General features: G+C 59.5%; 16 protein-coding genes. 7 read left to right on the top strand and 9 right to left on the bottom strand.

What is annotated here, in order from left to right; all coding sequences use genetic code 11:
* Window positions 1-1144 precede the first annotated feature (1144 nt).
* Window positions 1145-1930 (top strand): 5'-methylthioadenosine/adenosylhomocysteine nucleosidase, encoded by a 786-nt coding sequence (locus AC0Z42_RS22365; RefSeq protein WP_485470382.1) that lies wholly within the window; start codon window positions 1145-1147, stop codon window positions 1928-1930.
* Between the two features lie 47 nt (window positions 1931-1977).
* Here AC0Z42_RS22365 and putA read toward each other — a convergent pair whose 3' ends face one another.
* The gene (gene putA / locus AC0Z42_RS22360; protein ID WP_485470381.1) at window positions 1978-5631 is read right to left on the bottom strand and encodes a trifunctional transcriptional regulator/proline dehydrogenase/L-glutamate gamma-semialdehyde dehydrogenase; all 3654 of its coding nucleotides are present in this window, start codon (window positions 5629-5631) and stop codon (window positions 1978-1980) included.
* A 208-nt stretch (window positions 5632-5839) separates the two neighbouring features.
* Between putA and AC0Z42_RS22355 the strand changes: the two genes are divergently transcribed.
* A complete protein-coding gene (locus AC0Z42_RS22355; RefSeq protein WP_010393827.1) occupies window positions 5840-6295 on the top strand; it encodes an Lrp/AsnC ligand binding domain-containing protein in 456 nt (151 codons plus the stop codon).
* A gap of 203 nt (window positions 6296-6498) precedes the next feature.
* On the top strand, window positions 6499-8058 hold the full coding sequence (locus tag AC0Z42_RS22350) for a methyl-accepting chemotaxis protein (protein ID WP_485470380.1): 1560 nt from the start codon (window positions 6499-6501) through the stop codon (window positions 8056-8058).
* Here the strand turns inward: AC0Z42_RS22350 and AC0Z42_RS22345 are convergent.
* A complete protein-coding gene (locus AC0Z42_RS22345) occupies window positions 8055-9035 on the bottom strand; it encodes a LysR family transcriptional regulator (protein ID WP_485470379.1) in 981 nt (326 codons plus the stop codon). The genes AC0Z42_RS22350 and AC0Z42_RS22345 overlap by 4 nt on opposite strands.
* A 195-nt stretch (window positions 9036-9230) precedes the next feature.
* Here AC0Z42_RS22345 and AC0Z42_RS22340 point away from each other — a divergent pair, with 195 nt between their 5' ends.
* A complete protein-coding gene (locus AC0Z42_RS22340) occupies window positions 9231-9452 on the top strand; it encodes a hypothetical protein (protein ID WP_485470378.1) in 222 nt (73 codons plus the stop codon).
* A 61-nt stretch (window positions 9453-9513) separates the two neighbouring features.
* Here the strand turns inward: AC0Z42_RS22340 and AC0Z42_RS22335 are convergent, their stop codons facing one another.
* The 5 genes from AC0Z42_RS22335 to AC0Z42_RS22315 all read right to left on the bottom strand — a co-directional run bounded on the left by AC0Z42_RS22335 (window position 9514) and on the right by AC0Z42_RS22315 (window position 12758).
* Window positions 9514-10107 (bottom strand): chalcone isomerase family protein, encoded by a 594-nt coding sequence (locus tag AC0Z42_RS22335; protein WP_485470377.1) that lies wholly within the window; start codon window positions 10105-10107, stop codon window positions 9514-9516.
* A gap of 86 nt (window positions 10108-10193) precedes the next feature.
* A complete protein-coding gene (locus AC0Z42_RS22330) occupies window positions 10194-10457 on the bottom strand; it encodes a YfhL family 4Fe-4S dicluster ferredoxin (protein ID WP_485470376.1) in 264 nt (87 codons plus the stop codon).
* Window positions 10458-10472: 15 nt separating this feature from the next.
* Entirely contained in the window at window positions 10473-10970 is a 498-nt protein-coding gene (coaD, locus tag AC0Z42_RS22325) for a pantetheine-phosphate adenylyltransferase (protein ID WP_308923232.1), read from the bottom strand.
* Between the two features lie 100 nt (window positions 10971-11070).
* Window positions 11071-11730 carry a 16S rRNA (guanine(966)-N(2))-methyltransferase RsmD gene (gene rsmD / locus AC0Z42_RS22320; RefSeq protein ID WP_485470375.1) on the bottom strand — a complete coding sequence of 220 codons (660 nt, stop codon included), beginning with the start codon at window positions 11728-11730 and terminating at the stop codon, window positions 11071-11073.
* Window positions 11731-11924: 194 nt separating this feature from the next.
* Window positions 11925-12758 (bottom strand): DUF6279 family lipoprotein, encoded by an 834-nt coding sequence (locus AC0Z42_RS22315; protein ID WP_485470374.1) that lies wholly within the window; start codon window positions 12756-12758, stop codon window positions 11925-11927.
* 92 nt (window positions 12759-12850) lie between these two features.
* Here AC0Z42_RS22315 and glmU point away from each other — a divergent pair, with 92 nt between their 5' ends.
* A complete protein-coding gene (glmU, locus tag AC0Z42_RS22310; protein WP_485470373.1) occupies window positions 12851-14227 on the top strand; it encodes a bifunctional UDP-N-acetylglucosamine diphosphorylase/glucosamine-1-phosphate N-acetyltransferase GlmU in 1377 nt (458 codons plus the stop codon).
* A gap of 599 nt (window positions 14228-14826) precedes the next feature.
* On the opposite strand, the gene AC0Z42_RS22305 is transcribed toward glmU, so the two are convergent.
* On the bottom strand, window positions 14827-15300 hold the full coding sequence (locus AC0Z42_RS22305; RefSeq protein WP_485470372.1) for an Lrp/AsnC family transcriptional regulator: 474 nt from the start codon (window positions 15298-15300) through the stop codon (window positions 14827-14829).
* A gap of 161 nt (window positions 15301-15461) precedes the next feature.
* On the opposite strand from AC0Z42_RS22305, the gene glmS reads away from it, so the two are divergent.
* Window positions 15462-17291, top strand: coding sequence for a glutamine--fructose-6-phosphate transaminase (isomerizing) (gene glmS, locus AC0Z42_RS22300; protein WP_485470371.1), 1830 nt, complete (start codon window positions 15462-15464; stop codon window positions 17289-17291).
* A 22-nt stretch (window positions 17292-17313) separates the two neighbouring features.
* Here the strand turns inward: glmS and AC0Z42_RS22295 are convergent, their stop codons facing one another.
* Window positions 17314-18222, bottom strand: a complete 909-nt coding sequence (locus AC0Z42_RS22295; RefSeq protein ID WP_485470370.1) for a LysR family transcriptional regulator — start codon at window positions 18220-18222, stop codon at window positions 17314-17316.
* A gap of 126 nt (window positions 18223-18348) precedes the next feature.
* Here AC0Z42_RS22295 and msuE point away from each other — a divergent pair, with 126 nt between their 5' ends.
* Window positions 18349-18930, top strand: a complete 582-nt coding sequence (gene msuE / locus AC0Z42_RS22290; RefSeq protein WP_485470369.1) for an FMN reductase — start codon at window positions 18349-18351, stop codon at window positions 18928-18930.
* The last annotated feature ends 49 nt before the right edge of the window (window positions 18931-18979 follow it).

Genomic DNA, 18979 nt, shown 5'->3' with positions numbered 1-18979 from the left:
ATTGCTTTGCCGGCTCAGTCCTGCTCAAAAATCAACCTTTCCGCCTGTGGATAAGTGTAGGGATATCCACAGGTACACTATGTGCGTAAACAAAATTTTTTTCAGGGACGATTTTTTTGTCCCAAAACTGTTACGGCGTCATACAACGCTTGCCCAGCGGTTATACGCACGGCAAGTTTTTGTTTACAAGGATAAATCTGCACTTATCCACAGAAGTTTGCCGCGTTAACTACTATTACTATTCTTGTATACGATCTTGTTAACGTAAACCTGGTCACGCGCACTTCGGCTCGCCATGCCAGCACCCGCGAACATCAATGCTGCAAAACCACCTGCCGGCAAGGCGCACGCGTATGACCGCCTGCCAACGAGCTTGGCAAAGTCCGGAAGTAGCAAAAAGAGGAGGGATGCAGGGCGGTTGTGGATAAGACTCTTGATATCCACAGGATGACTTGTGCGTAAACAGGTAGTTACGCCAGCGCGGAGATTTTATACAATTTTGCTCCTGCGACGATACAGAGCTTATGCAGGATTTTTTTTGGAGGTAAACAGTTGATCCTGTTGAAAAAAAGCGACTTATCCACAGAAAGATCGGCGTTTACTATTACTACTATTTTTATATATGAATCTATTGTAAACCGACAAAAAAACCGCGAATGCACGCGATTTTTCCAAAACCCGGCAAAAACCGCAAAAAAAAACGTTAACGGCACGCTGACAGCCAAGGCCAAAGCATCTGCAGAAATCTGTGGTCGATCATGGTCAACATGCTGATGAGGCATCGAGATGAAAAAACTGCACGGCAGCAGCCTTGAAAACCGTAGTTTTTGCTGACTACTGTGGATAACTGCCTGTATATCCACAGGATGAGATGTGGGAAAAGTCGTTCTTTGTCCACAGGCAAACTTTTATCCCAAACAAGTCCTGCCTCGATACAATGCTTATGCAGCGCCTTTTTTGTAAGCTAAGTGACTGTTAACGCGACGGTATACCGACTTATCCACAGAAAAGCCGTCGTTTACTATCACTACTATTTTTATGTATACCTCTTTATTTAAAACACAGAAACAAACGCGAACGGTGGAAAAGCCGGCCAAACGGCTTCGTTGAACGTTCTCAACCCCGCAAAACCAGTGAAAAACACATGACAACAGACAAAAAAATGCGCCTTGGAATCATCAGCGCCTTGCAAGAAGAACAGCAGGGGCTGGTAGAAGCCATGCAAGGGGCCGCCACGCTGTCGCACGGCATGCGGGTCTACACCCTTGGACAGCTGTGGAATATCGACGCTGTGTGCGTCCTGTCGCGTATAGGCAAGGTTGCCGCAGCCATGACGGCTTCTTTGCTTGTGGAAAAGTTCGGAGTTACCCACATCGTCTTCACCGGCGTGGCTGGTAGCGGCGATAAATTGGTGAAAGTCGGCGATATCGTGGTGGCCGAAGCGTTGCTGCAGCACGATATGGATGCGCGGCCGCTATTTCCCCGCTTTGAGGTGCCGTTAACAGGCCTGCAGCGCTTTGCCAGCGACCTGGCGCTCAGCGAGCAACTGGCTAGCGCCGCGCAGGACTTTTTGCGCGAGGATGCGCAGGCGGTGCTCGAACCGCGGGAAATCAATGAATTCGGCTTGCAGCAGCCGCAGGTCCACCGCGGCCTGATCGCCAGCGGCGACCAGTTCATCGGCAGCGCCGCGCATGTGAACCAGTTGAAAGCCGATATCCCGGACCTGCTGGCCGTCGAAATGGAAGGCGCAGCAGTGGCGCAAGTGTGTTTCGAGCTTGGCGTGCCGTATGCGGTGATGCGTACGGTGTCGGACAACGCCAATGAGGAGGCGGCCGTCGATTTCATGCGCTTTGTGCAAAGCGTTGCTTCACGTTATGCGTTTGGCACTATCAAGAAGCTGTGCCAGCGGTTCGACAATCAGTTTGCTTAAAAAAAAGGCAGAACCCGCAGGTTCTGCCTTTTTTAACGCATTGACACTTACACGCCGAGCATCATCAGGCTGGCATTGCCGCCGGCCGCTGTCGTATTGACGCACAGCGCCCGCTCGGCGACCAGACGCCACAGGGGAATAGCGGAGTCTGCCGTCGTCTCCATGGTGCCCACCAGCGCCCCTTCACGGGCCGCCAGCAGCGGTTTGAGCTCGCTGGCCAGCTCCGCTTCGAGCATGGCGATCTGGAAACCGTGATCACACGAGGCGATATCGGTAATCACCTGGATACGGTCTTTCAGCGCCGCCGGCAAATCGGCCGGGATCAGGCCGACGGATTGGGCCAATACCAGCGCCTGGTTACCGGTCGCCAGCACTGCCGCCAGCTGGTTCATCAGCACGCCGGAGGTGGCAGCCGCGCACAGGACCGTGCCGCGCGCAGCAAAGCTCAAGGTATTGCGCTCGCCGGTCGGGCCCGGCAAGACGATTGTGCTGCCCAGCAAGGTGGTGCGCGTATATTCCTGGGCCAGCTGCATCACCTGGTCGTGGCCGTGCATCTTGGCCCAGACGATCAGCGCGTCGAGCGCCGGCGCCGCCTGGCGCTGATGCTGGCTACCGGCCGGTGCATTGCGCTGCAGGCGTTTCAGGTACAAGGGGCCGCCCGCTTTCGGGCCGGTGCCCGATTTGCCTTCACCGCCGAACGGCTGCACGCCAACCACGGCGCCAACGATATTGCGGTTCACGTAGATATTGCCGACATGCGCGCGCTGCGTGATGAAGTCGATGGTTTCATCGATGCGGGTATGGATGCCCAGGGTCAGGCCATAGCCGCTGTCGTTGATCGACTGCACCAGTTTCGGCAAGTTGGCGCGCTGGTAGCGGATCACGTGCAGCACGGGGCCAAACACTTCCTGCGTCAACTGGTCCAGCGACTTGATTTCCAGCACGGTCGGCGCGACAAACGTGCCTTCCACGGGTGGCAGGTCGAGCGAGAAATGATCGAGCGCCACGGTTTTCATGCGGTTGATGTGGGCCAGCAGATTGCCTTGCGCTTCGGCGTCGATGACGGGGCCGATATCGGTGGCCAGGCGATCGGGATTACCGACGCGCAGTTCCTGCATCGCACCCTTGAGCATCCTGATGGTCTTGTCGGCGATTTCTTCCTGGAGGAACAACACGCGCAAGGCCGAGCAGCGCTGGCCGGCGCTGTCGAACGCCGACGACATCACATCCTGCACCACCTGTTCCGGCAAGGCCGAGGAGTCGACGATCAGCGCATTCTGGCCGCCGGTCTCGGCGATCAGCGGAATATCGAGGTTTTCCGCCACGGCGCGTGCCGCCAGGGTACGGTTGATCAGCTGCGCCACCTGGGTCGAGCCGGTGAAGATCACGCCTTTCACGCGCGCATCGCTACAGAGCGCCGCACCCACCACTTCGCCGCTGCCCGGCAGGAACTGCAGCGCACCGCGCGGCACGCCCGCTTCGTGCAGCAGTTGCACGGCGCGCCAGGCGATCAGCGGCGTTTGCTCGGCCGGCTTGGCCAGCACCACGTTGCCGGCGGCCAGGGCAGCGGCGACCTGGCCTGTGAAAATGGCCAGCGGGAAATTCCATGGACTGATGCAGGTGACTGGGCCAAGCGCCACGGTGGCCGGCGCATGGTCGACCTCGGCCGCGTAATAGCGCAGGAAATCGACCGCTTCGCGAATTTCCGCGATCGCGTTGGGCAGCGACTTGCCCGCTTCGCGCACGGCCAGCGCCATCAGCTCGACGTGATGCTCTTCGAACAGATCGGCGGCGCGGCGCAGCGCATGCGCGCGCAAGGACGCTTCCGTGCCCTGCCACGCAGGGGCAAAGGCACTGGCCGCGGCCAGCGCCGTTTCCACGTCGGCCGGGCACGCTTCAGCGACCTTGCCCACCAGGTCGTCGTGGCGGGCCGGATTGCAGATCGCCACCGTCGTTGCATTCAGGCTGACGGCGCCATCGATCAGCGGCGAGGCCTGCCAGGCATGCGGCTGCGCCAGGCCTGCGGCCAAGGCGCGCAGGGTGTCGTCGTTCGACAAGTCGATGCCGGCCGAATTCTTGCGTTCGCCGCCGAACATCGCCAGCGGCAAGGGAATCGCCGGATGCGGCAGGCCGCCTTGCAGGCGTGCCTGTTCCAGTGGATCGCGGATCAGGCTGTCGATGGCGACGCTTTCATCGACGATCTGGTTCACAAAAGACGAGTTGGCGCCGTTTTCCAGCAGGCGGCGTACCAGGTAGGCCAGCAGCGTTTCGTGCGAGCCGACCGGTGCATAGATGCGGCAAGGCTTGTCGAGGTTGGCCGGGCCCACCACCTGGTCGTACAGGGTTTCGCCCATGCCGTGCAGGCACTGGAATTCATAGTCGGTGATGCCGTCGCGCCTGGCCCAGGTGTAGATCGTCGCCAGGGTCTGCGCGTTGTGGGTGGCAAATTGCGGGTAGATCAGCTTGCTCGCGGCCAGCAGCTTTTGCGCGCACACCAGGTAGGACACATCGGTATAGACCTTGCGCGTGTAGACCGGATAGCCGTCCTGGCCATCGACCTGGGCGCGCTTGATTTCGGCATCCCAATACGCGCCCTTGACCAGGCGCACCATGAACTTGCGGCCGCTGCGCTGGGCCAGCTCGATCAGGTAATCGATGGCGAACGGACAGCGTTTCTGATACGCCTGCACCACGTAGCCGATGCCGTCAAAACCGGCCAGGTCGGCATCGAACGCCAGCGCTTCCATCAGGTCGAGCGACAGTTCCAGGCGGTCGGTTTCTTCCGCATCGATATTGAAGCCGATGTTGTACTGCTTGGCCAGCAGCAGCAGCGCTTTCACGCGCGGCAGCAATTCGGCCAGCACGCGGGCACGCTGGGCACGGCTGTAGCGCGCATGCAGGGCCGACAATTTGACGGAAATACCGGGGCCGTTCCTGATGCCGCGACCATTCGATGCCTTGCCGATGGCGTGGATCGCCGTTTCATACGAGGCGTAGTAGTTGGCCGCATCCTGTTCGGTCAGGGCCGCTTCGCCCAGCATGTCGTAGGAATAGCGGTAGCCGCGCGTTTCATTCTCGCGGCTGTTTTTCAGGGCCTCTTCGATGGTCTGGCCGGTAACAAACTGGTTGCCCAGCATGCGCATTGCCAGGTCCACGCCTTTGCGTATCAAAGGTTCGCCTCCCTTGGCGATCAGGCGGGTCATGGCTGAACCCAGGCCCGACTCGCTGCTGGTGCCGACCAGTTTGCCGGTGATCAGCAAGCCCCAGGTGGCCGCGTTGACGAACATCGACGGCGATTCGCCCAGATGCTTTTTCCAGTCGCCCTTGCTGATTTTGTCGGCAATCAGGCGGTCGGCGGTCTGAGTGTCAGGTATACGCAACAGCGCTTCCGCCAGGCACATCAATGCGACGCCCTCTTCCGACGATAAAGAGAACTCATGCATCAGTGCATCGACCCCCGACGCGCGTGTGCGTTTTTGGCGCACGTTTGATACAAGACGGTGCGCCAGCGCCTGGCCTTCGGCCGTCGTTTCGGTGCTTGATGCGCGTACCTGCTGCAACAGCCACTGCACTGCGGAAACCTCGTCGCGCCTATAGGCGGCAGTGATGGCAGCGCGTGGCGCGGTCGCTTCGGGCAGGATTTCCGCCTGGAGCGCGGCAAATGGATGCGGGGTAAAAGCCGGGTGGCCAGCAGGATGCATAGGGACTCTTTACAAGGAAAAAGATGACGGAACCGGCGGTATTTTTTGCCCTTTTTTAGTGCAAAATAATACAGAAAGTCGGATGTTAAGATGATTCGATTGTAAAGGGGATTCTTATGGATTAATTCTGGTAATACAGAGGACTAGCAATAGATAGTTTTTGATGCGACAATTTAACCAAATAATATTTATTTGGGGAGTGCTTCGGATGCTGGACAAGATAAGCAAGAAAATCTTGATGGAATTGCAGAGCGATGGGCGCATCAGCAACGTCGAGCTGGCCGCGCGCGTAAATCTGTCGCCGGCTGCCTGTCTCGAACGCGTGCGCAAGCTGCACGAATCGGGCTATATCATGGGCTATACGGCCCAGTTGAACCCGCAGCTGCTCGACGTGTCGCTGTTGGTGTTTATCGAGGTCGTGCTCGACCGTACCACGCCGGAAGTATTCGATGCCTTCAAGCATAGCGTACAAATCATTCCGGAGGTACTGGAATGTCATATGGTGGCCGGTGGTTTCGATTACCTGGTCAAGGCGCGCGTGAAGGACATGGCGGCCTACCGCGAATTCCTCGGCAAGACCCTGCTGCAAAAGGGCGTGCGTGAAACCCACACTTATGCAGTGATGGAAGAAGTCAAAAATACCACCAAATTGCCGATCAAATGACCTCGGTAACACCTTGCCGTTTTTCCGATTGAGCTAAGCGGATAAATGTTGTAGGGTGGAACTACATATTCTGCCATCCGGTAGCCGCCTGACACGACGCGCAGACGTCGGGATCAGGGTGCGGTGCGTGCAATCGTGCACAGCCGCATCCGGCTACGGCCTGCCCCGCCTGGGCCGGCGCGGATTCTCGCAGTGGGGGACCAATGAAGCAGTTGCCGCACCGGCTGGTACGTTTCTTTCTATTCACCTTGCTGGCCGTCGTGCTGGCCTGTTGCCTGGTATTCCTGCTGCAACTGGCGGGCGCCACTTCTGCCTATCTGATCGCCGTGCTGGCCGCCATCATTGGCGCCGCGCTGACGGCATTGGCCAACCACAGCGACGGCGAGCAGGGCCTGCAGCAGTTTGCCGGCACGGTCGGGCGCGCCATCGATGCCATCATGATCGGCGCGGCGGAAACCTCGTATTTTGTCGACTCGGTGAAAAAAAAGGTCGACCTGGACGTGCAGACGGCCAGCGATATAGCCGACAGTTCCGAACAGAATGCGCGCACCACCGAAAAAATTGCCGCCAATGCCGAGCGGGCTGCCAAAGTGGCTGCCGGCGTGCGGGTTGAAAGCGTGGCGGCGCGCGCCGAACTGGACCAAGGCTTGCAGCGCGTCAACCGTGCCCGCGAAGATGCCCGATCGGCGTCCACCGCCATGCTGAGCCTGCAAGACAAATCAAAACGCATCACCGGCTTTACGGAAGCGATCTCCGATATCTCCGCGCGCACCAACCTGCTGGCGCTGAACGCCGCCATCGAGGCGGCGCGAGCCGGCGAACATGGCCGCGGTTTTGCGGTGGTGGCTGGTGAAGTGCGGCAACTGGCGCAGCGCACCAAGGAAGCCAGCGACGAGATCAGCGTGATGGTGCGCGAAATCAATGAGCAGTCGGAAACAGCGGCGCGCGGCATGCAGTCGCTGGCGGCGGACGTGACGGAAGCGGCGCGCAATGTGGAAAGCGTGCATGGTTCGCTGAGCCATATCGAGGAATCGTCGGGCGTGTCGGAAGACGAGATCGGCCAGATCGCCCGCGCCTCGCGTGAACACGTCGATACCACGCAAGTGATCGCCGAGGCCATCGCGCAGATCCGCGACAGCATGCTGTCGACCAATACCGAATTGCCGCGCGCCACGCAGTCGGCGATGGCGCTGGCCGAGCGGGCCGAAGTGATCGCCAGCGCGCTGGGCGAATCAAGCGTATCCACCCCGCACGACGAGATCCGCGTCGCCGCCCAGCAGGCTGCACGCGAGGTCGGCAAATTGTTCGAGCAGGCGATTGCCGCCGGGCGCATCACGCGCGAAGCGCTGTTCGATCGACATTACCAGCCGATACCGAATACCAATCCACCCAAGCACAGCACGAAATTCGACGCGTTTACCGACAAGGTTTTGCCGGATTTACAGGAAGCACTGCTGGTTGCCCTGCCCCAGCTCGCTTACGCTGGCGCGGTCGACACGAATGGCTATTTTCCAACCCATAACAAGAAATTCTCGCAGCCGCTGACCGGCGACTATGAACACGATATCGTGCATAACCGCACCAAGCGCATTTTCAGCGACCGCACGGGTGCGCGCTGCGGCAGCAATACGCGGCCGTTCCTGTTGCAAACGTATAAAAGGGATACGGGCGAGGTCATGCACGACCTGTCGGCGCCGATCTATGTGGACGGCAAGCACTGGGGCGGTTTCCGCGTTGGCTACCGCTCCAGCACGCACGCTTAATCGGCGTGGGGTTTGGCGGTAACCCCGCCGCCGGCCGCTGTTGCCGAGCGTAACACCGGCGTATTCATGCCTTCGAGGTGATTGCGCAGCCATTTGTGGGCCGGGCTGCGTGCGTCGCGCTCGTGCCACAGCATGTCCAGGTGGACCGCAGGCAGGGTCAATGGCAGGTCCTTGTACAGCAGGGATTCCGTCATGCCGGTGGACGCGATCAGGTGGCGTGGCAATACCGTGATCAGGTCGGAGTTTGCCACCACGCGGCCGGCCGTGAAGAACTGGTTCACCGTCAGCAAAATACGCCGTTCGCGGTGGATCTGCGACAGCGCTTCGTCGATCAGGCCATGCGCGCGGCCGGAAAAACTCACCAGCAAGTGATTCGCGGCGCAGTAGTTGTCCAGTGTCAATTCCTGGTTGGCCAGCGGATGGCCGCGCCGCATCACGCACACATATTTGCCGGAATACAGGCGCTCGTGGCGGATCGGCGAACCGGTTTCGCTCGACAGTTGTGCCGCCACGCCAGGGAAGAAGCCGACCGCCAGGTCGATGTCGCCACGCAGCAACATCGGCCGCGGTTCGCGCGTGGTGAGCGGCATCATGCGCACATTCACGCCGGGCGCCTCGCGCTCGATCGAGCGCATCAAGGAAGGCAGCCAGAAGGCGGCGGTAGCATCGGCCATCGCCATGCGAAAAGTGGCATGGGTTTTCGAGACATCGAAGGTTTCCGGCGTGACCGCCGCTTCCAGGCTGGCCAGCGCCGAGCGCACGGACGGCCACAGCGCTTCGGCGCGCGGCGTCGGTTTCACGCCATATGCCGTGCGGATCAGCAGCTCATCGCCCAGGCTTTCGCGCAGGCGCTTGATGGCGTTCGATACCGCCGGCTGTGTCATTGCCAGATGGCCGGCCGCGCGCGTCAGGTTTTGTTCCGTCATGACGGCGTCGAAAACGCGCAGCAAGTTCAGATCCAGCGTCAGAAAACTCATGGAAAGTCCAAGGAAAAGTTGAATTCAGTTAAATATTTACCAGTGTAAACCGCGCCGGGGCCGATTGAATTCGCTGGTAAAAAAATATTACAGTTTTCCATTCATGATTCATATAATTGGTATCAGGAAATGGAATTAGATTTATATGTTGCACTGCACTATAGTACTGCCAAATTCTATAATGCACTGGAAATCATGTCTACCTTCGCTACCGCCCTGTACGCAGTATCCGCACCCGTACTGGAGATTCCCTTTATCACCGTCGTGCAAGTGCTGCTGGCGCTGGTCGCCATCGGCGCCTTCGTGCTGATCTTCAAGCCCTTGCTGGTCGGTATTGCCCGCGCGCTGATGCTGGTGGTGCGTCCCAAGCTGAGCCGTGAACAGCGCCTGGCGCGCGAACTGGCCGCGCGCGCATAAAAGCGCCACGCAGCCAAGGCAAGCCGGTGAGAGTCACCGGCTTTTTTTTCGTGCGATGGTTTTACGCAGGGTCGCCGAGCAGATGCGCGCGCAATTGCATATCGGCCGGATGGGCGCCGATCCAGATTTTCAGCAGCGCATTGTAGAAAGCCAGGTCGGGTACTTTTTCGCCCAGCTGCTTGCCGTTCAGCCGGCACAAGGTACCTTCTTCGGGCAGCCAGTCAACCGTCAGCATGTCGCCTTTTTTCAGGCCCGGCACCATTTCGAACATGGCGCCCAGCTGCATCGTCTGGCTCAGCAGGCGTGTGCGGTCGGCCTGGTCGGACGTACGGTTCAGGCCTTCCATGAAAGACTTGCCCAGGTCGTCGGAACTGATATCGCGCAGCATGACGATTTCCAGCCGGCGCGGCCCGGGCAGCGCCAGGATGTCGGCCAGCTGGCTCTTCTTTTCCGGCAGGTACAAGGCGATGGTGTAGACCTTGAAGATGAGCTTGTAGCGCACGCCGGCGCCATTCAGTTTCAGAGCCTGGTTCGCCAGTTGCACCGTGTCGTCGAGCTTGACGCCGCCGACGTCGACGGCCAGCGCCGGCTGCGCCAGGGTGGCGCAGATACAAGCGGTGGCCAGCGAACGGCCGAGTCGGGATATGCTGAGCATCTGCTGCCTTTGCGTGGATTAAGCGAAAGGACAGTGTAGAGCAGTTGCAAGAAGAGGGCCGCGCAGCTTGGCGGCCGGAATGTTGCTTACGCCTTCAGGGGCAGTTCGGCCTGCAGGCGCTCGTACTTGGCCTTCAGTTGTTCCGGGCTTTCCAGCCAGGCCGGATTGAGCGGAATGCAGCTGACCGGGCACACTTGCTGGCATTGCGGCTCGTCGAAGTGACCCACGCATTCGGTACACTTGTTCGGGTCGATTTCGTAGATTTCGGCGCCCATGTAGATCGCGTCATTCGGGCACTCGGGCTCGCAGATATCGCAGTTGATGCATTCGTCGGTGATCAGTAGTGCCATGATTTTTACTCTTGCTTATTCCGGCAATGCAGCGTTGGCGGCAATCTTGTTCTGCAGCCAGCGGTTGACCGAGGGGAAGACAAACTTGGAGACATCGCCGCCCAGCGCCGCGATTTCGCGCACGATGGTGCCCGAAATAAACTGGTACTGGTCGGACGGCGTCAGGAACATGGTTTCAACTTCAGGCAGCAGGTAGCGGTTCATGCCGGCCATCTGGAACTCGTATTCGAAGTCGGACACGGCGCGCAGGCCGCGCACGATCACGCGCGCTTCGTGCTTGCGCACGAAATCCTTGAGCAGGCCGGAAAAGCTTTCCACCTGCACGTTCGGATAATGACCGAGCACTTCGTTGGCAATTTCCAGGCGTTCGTCGAGCGAGAAAAACGGATTTTTGTTTTTGCTGTCGGCCACGCCCACGATCAGCTTGTCAAACAGACCCGATGCGCGGCGCACCAGATCTTCATGACCGCGCGTGAGCGGATCGAACGTTCCCGGATAAACGGCTACAACCATTGCGGCTCCCTGACGATGCACCAATATAGACGCGCATTATGCCTGAATTTGGGGAGTCGCCTTGGGCTGGCGGCCTTTTTTGCTTAAATTATGAGCAGATTCAAGCAGTTGCCGGTACTTTGTTGTAAGTTAGTAAATGATAATAAACAGTACCTGCTTTGTCGGCGCGGATGACTTCCCACTGCGCCATCCAGTCCGGCCTGTCCAGTTCGCTGTTTTCAGCGAACACCATCGACAACCCCGATTCCGCATACACGATACCGCCCTCTTTCAACAGATTGGCGCACAGCGGCAATACCTTGGCCAGAAAGTCTTGCTGGTAAGGTGGATCGAGGAAGATCAGGTCGAAACGCTGGCCACGCGCTGCCAGGCCTTGCGCCGTCAGCAGCGCGTCGCCGCGCAGCAGGTGCACGTTTTCTGCACGCAATTTGGTCTTGTTTTCTTCCAGTTGGCGCACCACGGGCGTATGCGTGTCGACCATGGTGACGGACGCGGCGCCGCGGCTGGCCGCTTCGAAGCCCAGCGCGCCGCTGCCGGCGAACAGATCCAGCACCTGGGCGTTGGCCCAGTCGCCGTCGCGCAGGTGATTGATCCAGTTGAATACGGTTTCGCGCACGCGGTCTGGCGTCGGGCGCAAGCCCAGCGCCTGCAGCACGGGCAGCACGGAGCGTTTCCATTGTCCGCCGATAATGCGTACCTGGTTCGGTGGCGGCGCGTGGTGGACCGGGACTTTGGCGGGTTTTTTGATTTTCTTTTGCATGGGCTTTAAACACCTGACAAAACCTACTGCGCGTCGCGATTTGCGGCCGGCGATGCTCACTGTGCATTCGCACAGCTGCGCTTCTCAGCCACAACTCACTTCCGCTCGCTACGGTTTTGTCAGGCGTTTCATTTCTTCAATTTGGTGGCGGCCACTATAGCATATGGCCCCCACCGCCCCTGTGCTGGCGCTGCTTACTGAGGCTGCGTCGCCAGCGAGTTGAAGTCATCGATCCAGCCCTGCATGCGCTTGACGGCGTGGGCTTTCTGCGCCGGCGTGGCGATCTTGACGACGGTCAAAATCATCTGCGCCGTGCTGTTTTCAAACGCGTCAAAAAAGGCCTTGCGATCGGAGTGTTCCAGGCGCTCGAAACTGTCCTTGATCAGGGTATTGATCAGGGCCACGGTGGCTTCCTTGCTCAATTTTTCGTTCTGCACCTTTTGCACCAGGGTCAAGACATTGCGCTGGCGGCGCATGCGCTCGTCGAGCCAGATTTCATTGTCCAAAGGACGCGCATCGGAAGCCTTGCGGATAATGGCCTCCTGCTCGCTGCTGAAACTGCCGAACCACAGTTCGAACTGTTCCATCGATTTCTTGTAGCGTAACTGCTGGCGCTTTTCCTGGTCGCCGGTGAGAAATTTCTTGCGGTAGTCGTCATTGTTGGACTTGAACTTCTTTTCCATCTGCGCAATTTGCTCGGGTTTGAGCGAGCGGGCCAGGTCGGCCAGTTCGGGCGCCGCTTTCAGCAGCAGCGACTGGGTACGCGCCTTGATCTCGCTGTAGTCGGCCATCAGGTCGGCCTGGGTAGGGTTGCCCTGTACCTGCTTCTGGCCCTTGCGCAGGATTTCCACGTAATCGCGCAACTGCGTCTTGCGGTGCCAGTTGAACAGCTTGTCGATATCTTCGCGCACCCAGCCCTTCTGGTCGCGGTCCAGGTCGACATACGCGTTGAGCCACCAGTACAGCACGGTGTCGCCATTGTTGTAGGCCAGGCGCAAACTGCTGCAGCCGGCCACGATGACCAGCATCAGGGCCAGGAGAGCGTATGCAAAGCGATTCTGAAAAGGGGCCTGCGTGTTAAACTTTTTCATATTCTTAACTTATAAAATAAATACGGACTATGAACGTTGTCATTCTCGCCGCCGGTATGGGAAAACGCATGCAGTCGGCGTTGCCAAAAGTGTTGCACCCGCTGGCTGGCAAGCCGCTGCTGTCGCATGTGATCGATACGGCGCGCACCTTGGCGCCGTCCAAATTATGCGTGATTTACGGACATGGGGGCGCAGCGGTGCTGAAACTGCTCGACGACTACAAGTCCGGACAGTCGGTGGTCATCGACGCCGCCGAGCAAGCGCAGCAATTGGGCACTGGTCACGCCGTGCAGCAGGCGCTGCCTTTGCTCGACGATAACGTGCCGACCCTGATACTGTACGGTGACGTGCCGCTGACCAGCAGTAATTCCTTGCAAAAGCTGGTGCAGGCCGCCGGCAGTGGCCAACTGGCGATCCTGACGGTGGAACAGGATGATCCGTTCGGTCTGGGCCGCATCGTGCGCGAGAACGGCGCCATCGTGCGCATTGTCGAGGAAAAAGACGCCACGCCGGCCGAGCGCGCCATCCGTGAGATCAACAGCGGCATCATGGTCGCGCCGACCGTGGAACTGAAGAAATGGCTGTCGGCGTTGTCGAACAACAATGCACAAGGTGAATACTATCTGACCGACATCGTTGCCCAGGCCGTCGCCGATGGCGTGCCCGTCACTTCGGCCCAGCCCGGCGCCGTGTGGGAAGTCGCTGGCGTGAACAGCAAGCTGCAACTGGCCCAGCTGGAACGCATACACCAGAATAATATTGCGCTGGCCCTGCTCGAGCGAGGCGTGACCCTGCTCGACCCGGCCCGCATCGACGTGCGCGGCGAACTGATCTGCGGACGCGACGTCACCATCGATGTCGGCTGCGTGTTCGAAGGCAGGGTGGAGCTTGGCGACGGCGTGCGCGTGGGCGCCAACAACGTGCTGGTCAACGCCACCGTGGCGGCCGGCGCGCATATCAAGCCGTTCTGCCATATCGAAGAAGCGGTGGTGGGTGCCGGTTCCCTGATCGGCCCGTACGCGCGCCTGCGCCCGGGTACCGTGCTGGCCGAAGAAGTGCATATCGGTAACTTCGTCGAAGTCAAAAACAGCCAGGTGGCCGCCAACAGCAAGGCCAATCACCTGGCGTATATCGGCGACGCCACCATCGGTTCGCGCGTCAATATCGGTGCCGGCACCATTACCTGCAACTACGACGGCGTCAATAAATCGCGCACCGTGATCGAGGACGACGCCTTTATCGGCAGCGACAGCCAGCTGATCGCACCGGTAACGGTCGGCAAGGGTGCCACCCTGGGCGCCGGCACCACCTTGTCGAAAGATGCGCCGGCCGGCAAGCTGACCGTCTCGCGCGCCAGACAGATCACCATCGACGGCTGGAGCCGCCCGGTCAAGAAGCCGAAATAAGTTACGCACAGTCACGACGATGCCGCCAGCTTTCACGGGCTGGCGGCATTTTTATTGCCGCAGAGGTTGTGGACAAGCTTGTGGATAGCCGCTGGGCAAGCAGGGGATAAATACCATGATCTTACCTGCGCATGTTTTCCGGTGTGGATAAACATGTGTGCAAGCATGCTGACAAGGCCGGGACAAGCACGGTATAAGTGCTGTAAAAGCTGTGTGGAAAACGGGATAAGTTTTTTGTATCTGGCTGCTTTGCACTAAAGCGACGCCGCTATTTTACCCACCGAAATTTTGCTTTTTTCTGCTGTGGATAACGCTGTGCGCAAGCGCTGGATAAATCAGGGATAACTTTCAAGTCATTGAATTTGCTCATGATTTCAAGATGCCTGCGGAGATGTGCCTGTGGGTAAATATGTGTACAAGCCTGTTGCCAACTGGTGGGCAAGCAGCGGACAAGTCGGGATAACTTGTTTTTCGGCGCGCCTTGCATATGGCGCCATGGTGCAAAATGCGCCAGGCTCACCCACAGAGTGTTTCCTGCTTGTGGATAACAATGTGGATAAGCGGCAGGACAAGCCGGGATAACTTTCCCTCGCGCCGCTTCAGACGGCAATACGCGTCTCGAACTTGCTGCGGAAAGTGGAAAAATAGCTTTTTACATTGCGCACATTGGCGTGTGTTGTAAACAAGCTGTGCGCCAGCGCATGGTAGGCCGGCATGTCGGCCACCTGCACGATCAGCACGAAATCGGGGCCCGGCGAAACGCGGTAGCACTGCAGCACGGCCGCTTCGTTCGCCACCAATTGTTCGAACTCGGCCATTCTTTCCGCCGCCTGTACATCGAGCGTGATCTCGACCACGGCGCTCAGGCGTGCCCCCACCAAATGCGGCGCCACGATGGCGACCTGCCGTTCGATCACTCCGCTGTCTGTCAGATGCTTGACCCTGCGCAGGCAGGTCGGCGCCGATACATGCACCGAACGCGCCAGTTCGCTGTTGGTTTGTGATGCATCAACTTGCAGGGCATTCAGGATGCGTCGGTCCAGGTCGTCAAGAAAGAATGTCGGTTCATTCATGGGCTTGGTAAATATAAAAAGAAATTTCTGTTAAATGAAAGAATATTTCATCACTAAATATACACGAAATATTCAGTCAAAAATATCATTATTTAGAAAGCTTATTTCACGCACTCTGCTTTAGCATGCGTGCATTGATTAATTTTTCATCAGAGGTTTCCATGTGCGGCATCGTCGGCGCGGTAGCGCAGCGTAATATCACCCCCATCTTGCTCGAAGGCCTGAAGCGCCTGGAATACCGTGGCTACGATTCCTGCGGCATCGCCCTGCACGCCGATGGCCGCTTGCAGCGTTCGCGTTCCACCGCGCGCGTGGCCGAGCTGGAAAAGCAGATCGCCGAGGAAGGCCTCTCCGGCTTTACCGGCATTGCCCACACGCGCTGGGCCACGCATGGCGCGCCGGTCTCCTTCAATGCCCACCCGCACTTTTCGCCAACCGAAGAAAACGCCCGCGTGGCGCTGGTGCATAACGGCATCATCGAAAACCACGACGAGTTGCGCGCCGAACTGACCGCGCTCGGCTATGTATTCCAGAGCCAGACCGATACCGAAGTCATCGCCCACCTGGTCGAGCACATGTATAACGGCGACCTGTTCGAGACCGTGCAGCAGGCCGTCAAGCGCCTTGAAGGTGCCTATGCGATTGCCGTTTTCTGCCGCGACGAACCGCACCGCGTGGTTGCCGCGCGCCAGGGCTCGCCGTTGATCGTCGGCCTGGGCCAGGGCGAAAACTTCGTTGCCTCCGACGCCATGGCGCTGGCCGGCACCACTGACCAGATCATCTACCTGGAAGAAGGCGACGTGGTCGACCTGCAGCTGTCGCGCGTGTGGATCGTCGACGTCGACGGCAAGCCGGTCAACCGCGACGTCAAAACCGTGCATGCCCACACCGGCGCGGCCGAGCTGGGCCCTTACCGCCACTATATGCAGAAAGAAATCTTCGAGCAGCCGCGCGCCATCGGCGACACGCTCGAAGGCGTGACCGCCATCATGCCGGAACTGTTCGGCGACGGCGCCTATACAATCTTCAAGCAGGTCGACCGCGTGCTGATCCTGGCCTGCGGCACCAGTTCGTATGCCGGCATGACGGCGAAATACTGGATCGAATCGATCGCCAAAGTGCCAGTCAGCGTGGAAGTGGCCAGCGAATACCGCTACCGCGACAGCGTGCCGCACCCGAATACCCTGGTCGTCACCATCTCGCAAAGCGGCGAGACGGCCGACACCCTGGCCGCCCTGAAACACGCGCGCAGCCTGGGCATGCACCACACCCTGACGATTTGCAACGTGGCCACCAGTGCCATGGTGCGCGAATGCGCGCTGGCCTACATCACCCGCGCCGGCGTCGAAGTGGGCGTGGCCTCGACCAAGGCCTTCACCACCCAGCTGGCCGGCCTGTTCCTGCTGACCCTGTGCCTGGCGCAAGTCAATGGACGCCTCACCGACGACGAAGAAGCGGCGCACCTGAAAGCCATGCGCCACCTGCCCGTGGCGATCGCCGCCGTGCTGGCGCTGGAACCGCAGATCATCGCCTGGTCCGAAGAATTCGCGCGCAAGGAAAACGCCCTCTTCCTGGGCCGCGGCATGCACTACCCGATCGCCCTGGAAGGCGCTTTGAAACTGAAAGAGATTTCCTACATCCACGCCGAAGCGTACCCGGCCGGCGAACTGAAACACGGCCCGCTGGCCCTGGTCACCAACGAAATGCCGGTCGTCACCATCGCCCCGAACGACACCCTGATCGAAAAGCTGAAATCGAACATGCAGGAAGTACGCGCCCGCGGCGGCCAGCTGTACGTCTTCGCCGACGTCGACTCGCGCATCAGCTCCGGCGAAGGCCTGCACGTGATCCGCCTGCCCGAACACTACGGCGTACTGTCACCGATCCTGCACGTGGTGGCGCTGCAATTGCTGGCGTATCACACAGCGCTGGCACGCGGCACGGATGTGGACAAGCCGAGGAATCTGGCGAAGTCGGTGACGGTGGAGTAAGGGGGGCAATTCCGGCTGGCCTTCAACCAGCTCCTTGCGCAATAGCAGCGGCAGGCTGGCGCGCCATTTCGATAAAGGCCCGCACGTAGTCGATGGCGGTGTCCGTTTCGCGGGCGCCGAGGAAGATCTGCTTGGCGACGCCGCGCACGCCCAGGCGCACGGGGACCACGTCCATCTTGGCGGCGTACTCTTCGACCAGCCAGCGCGGCAGGGCGGCCACGCCGCGGCCGCTGGCTACCATCTGCAGCATGATGTCGGTGGTTTCGATGGCTTTGTGGCGCTTGGGCGTGACGCCGGCCGGCAGCAGGAACTGGTTGTAGATATCGAGGCGCTCAATGTCCACCGGGTAGCTGATCAGCACTTCCTGCGTCAGTTGCTGCGGCTGCACATAGGCTGCCGAGGCCAGGGCATGGCCCTTGGCCACGACCAGCACCTGCTCGTAGTCGAACACCGGTTCGAACCGTAGCCCTGGCTTGAACAGCGGGTCGGGCGTGACCAGCAGGTCGATCTCGTAGCCGAACAGCGCGCCGATTCCGCCAAACTGGAACTTCTGCTTGACGTCCACATCCACGTCCGGCCATGCGCTCAGATACGGCGAAACCACTTTCAGCAGCCACTGGTAGCAAGGGTGGCATTCCATGCCGATGCGCAGCGCGCCGCGCTCGCCTTGCGCGAACTGGCCCAGGCGTTCTTCGGCCAGGTCCAGTTGCGGCAGCACCCGGTTCGCCACCGCCAGCAGGTACTGGCCGGCCTGCGTCAGGCGCAGGTTTCTCCCTTCGCGCAGCCACACGTCGGTGCCCAGCTGCTGTTCCAGTTTCTTCATGCTGTGGCTCAGCGCCGACTGCGTCAGGTTCAGCACACCTGCGGCGGCCGTCAACGACCCTTGTTTCTCCACTTGCTGGACGATGCTGAGGTGGATGCGTTCAAGCATTTGTATGAGCCAAGTTCATGGATGTATGAAATAAGACCATTATACTTCATCGATTCCCGCCGTTATCATCGGTCTCCTTGCTGCTGGCATTTTTGCCCTCGCGCATCACTCCCCATGAAAGCAAACATGACACGTCCACTGCGTTTGGTAGCGGTTTCCGGCGGGCTGCAACGCCCTTCCAAGGCTGCGGCCCTGTCAGAGCACCTGATGGACCTGATCGCCGACGAAGTCCTGTGCGAACAGCGCCTGGTCGAACTGGGCCAGCTTGCGCCGCAGTTGGCCGGTGCGGTCTGGCGCTCCCAGCTGCCCGCTGCGGTGGAGCGGGAAATTGTGGCGGTCGAGCAAGCCGACATTCTGGTGGTGGCAACCCCGGTCTTCCGCGGCTCGTACACGGGACTGTTCAAGCACTTCTTCGATTTCATTGACCAGGACGCCTTGATCGACAAGCCGGTCCTGCTCGCTGCCACCGGCGGCAGCGAGCGCCATGCGCTGATGATCGATCACCAGATGCGGCCGCTGTTCAGCTTTTTCCACGCACGCACATTGCCGCTGGGCGTCTACGCAACCGACAAGGATTTCGCCAGCTACCGTCTGCAGGACGAGGCCCTGCTCCAGCGGGCCACGCTGGCGGTGCAGCGGGCGTTGCCGTTGATCGAGCTGACGCGCCGTGCAGCATCTGCCACCGCTGACGAAGCGGTAGCGGCCTGAAACGCATCACGACGGCCAGCAATCAATATATTCATTTTTCGCAGAAATC

It is taken from the genome of Janthinobacterium sp. 1L-D-8-B-C4 (assembly GCF_057291295.1).
Note: the sequence above shows the minus strand (reverse complement) of the source record. Positions and strands in the feature narration are given on the sequence as shown.

Excerpts from the sequence above, each read along its gene's own strand:
- AC0Z42_RS22365 (WP_485470382.1), top strand. The coding sequence starts at position 1,145 with ATGACAACAGACAAAAAAATGCGCCTTGGAATCATCAGCGCCTTGCAA.
- putA (WP_485470381.1), bottom strand. The coding sequence starts at position 5,631 with ATGCATCCTGCTGGCCACCCGGCTTTTACCCCGCATCCATTTGCCGCG.
- AC0Z42_RS22355 (WP_010393827.1), top strand. The coding sequence starts at position 5,840 with ATGCTGGACAAGATAAGCAAGAAAATCTTGATGGAATTGCAGAGCGAT.
- AC0Z42_RS22350 (WP_485470380.1), top strand. The coding sequence starts at position 6,499 with ATGAAGCAGTTGCCGCACCGGCTGGTACGTTTCTTTCTATTCACCTTG.
- AC0Z42_RS22345 (WP_485470379.1), bottom strand. The coding sequence starts at position 9,035 with ATGAGTTTTCTGACGCTGGATCTGAACTTGCTGCGCGTTTTCGACGCC.
- AC0Z42_RS22340 (WP_485470378.1), top strand. The coding sequence starts at position 9,231 with ATGTCTACCTTCGCTACCGCCCTGTACGCAGTATCCGCACCCGTACTG.
- AC0Z42_RS22335 (WP_485470377.1), bottom strand. The coding sequence starts at position 10,107 with ATGCTCAGCATATCCCGACTCGGCCGTTCGCTGGCCACCGCTTGTATC.
- AC0Z42_RS22330 (WP_485470376.1), bottom strand. The coding sequence starts at position 10,457 with ATGGCACTACTGATCACCGACGAATGCATCAACTGCGATATCTGCGAG.
- coaD (WP_308923232.1), bottom strand. The coding sequence starts at position 10,970 with ATGGTTGTAGCCGTTTATCCGGGAACGTTCGATCCGCTCACGCGCGGT.
- rsmD (WP_485470375.1), bottom strand. The coding sequence starts at position 11,730 with ATGCAAAAGAAAATCAAAAAACCCGCCAAAGTCCCGGTCCACCACGCG.
- AC0Z42_RS22315 (WP_485470374.1), bottom strand. The coding sequence starts at position 12,758 with ATGCTGGTCATCGTGGCCGGCTGCAGCAGTTTGCGCCTGGCCTACAAC.
- glmU (WP_485470373.1), top strand. The coding sequence starts at position 12,851 with ATGAACGTTGTCATTCTCGCCGCCGGTATGGGAAAACGCATGCAGTCG.
- AC0Z42_RS22305 (WP_485470372.1), bottom strand. The coding sequence starts at position 15,300 with ATGAATGAACCGACATTCTTTCTTGACGACCTGGACCGACGCATCCTG.
- glmS (WP_485470371.1), top strand. The coding sequence starts at position 15,462 with ATGTGCGGCATCGTCGGCGCGGTAGCGCAGCGTAATATCACCCCCATC.
- AC0Z42_RS22295 (WP_485470370.1), bottom strand. The coding sequence starts at position 18,222 with ATGCTTGAACGCATCCACCTCAGCATCGTCCAGCAAGTGGAGAAACAA.
- msuE (WP_485470369.1), top strand. The coding sequence starts at position 18,349 with ATGACACGTCCACTGCGTTTGGTAGCGGTTTCCGGCGGGCTGCAACGC.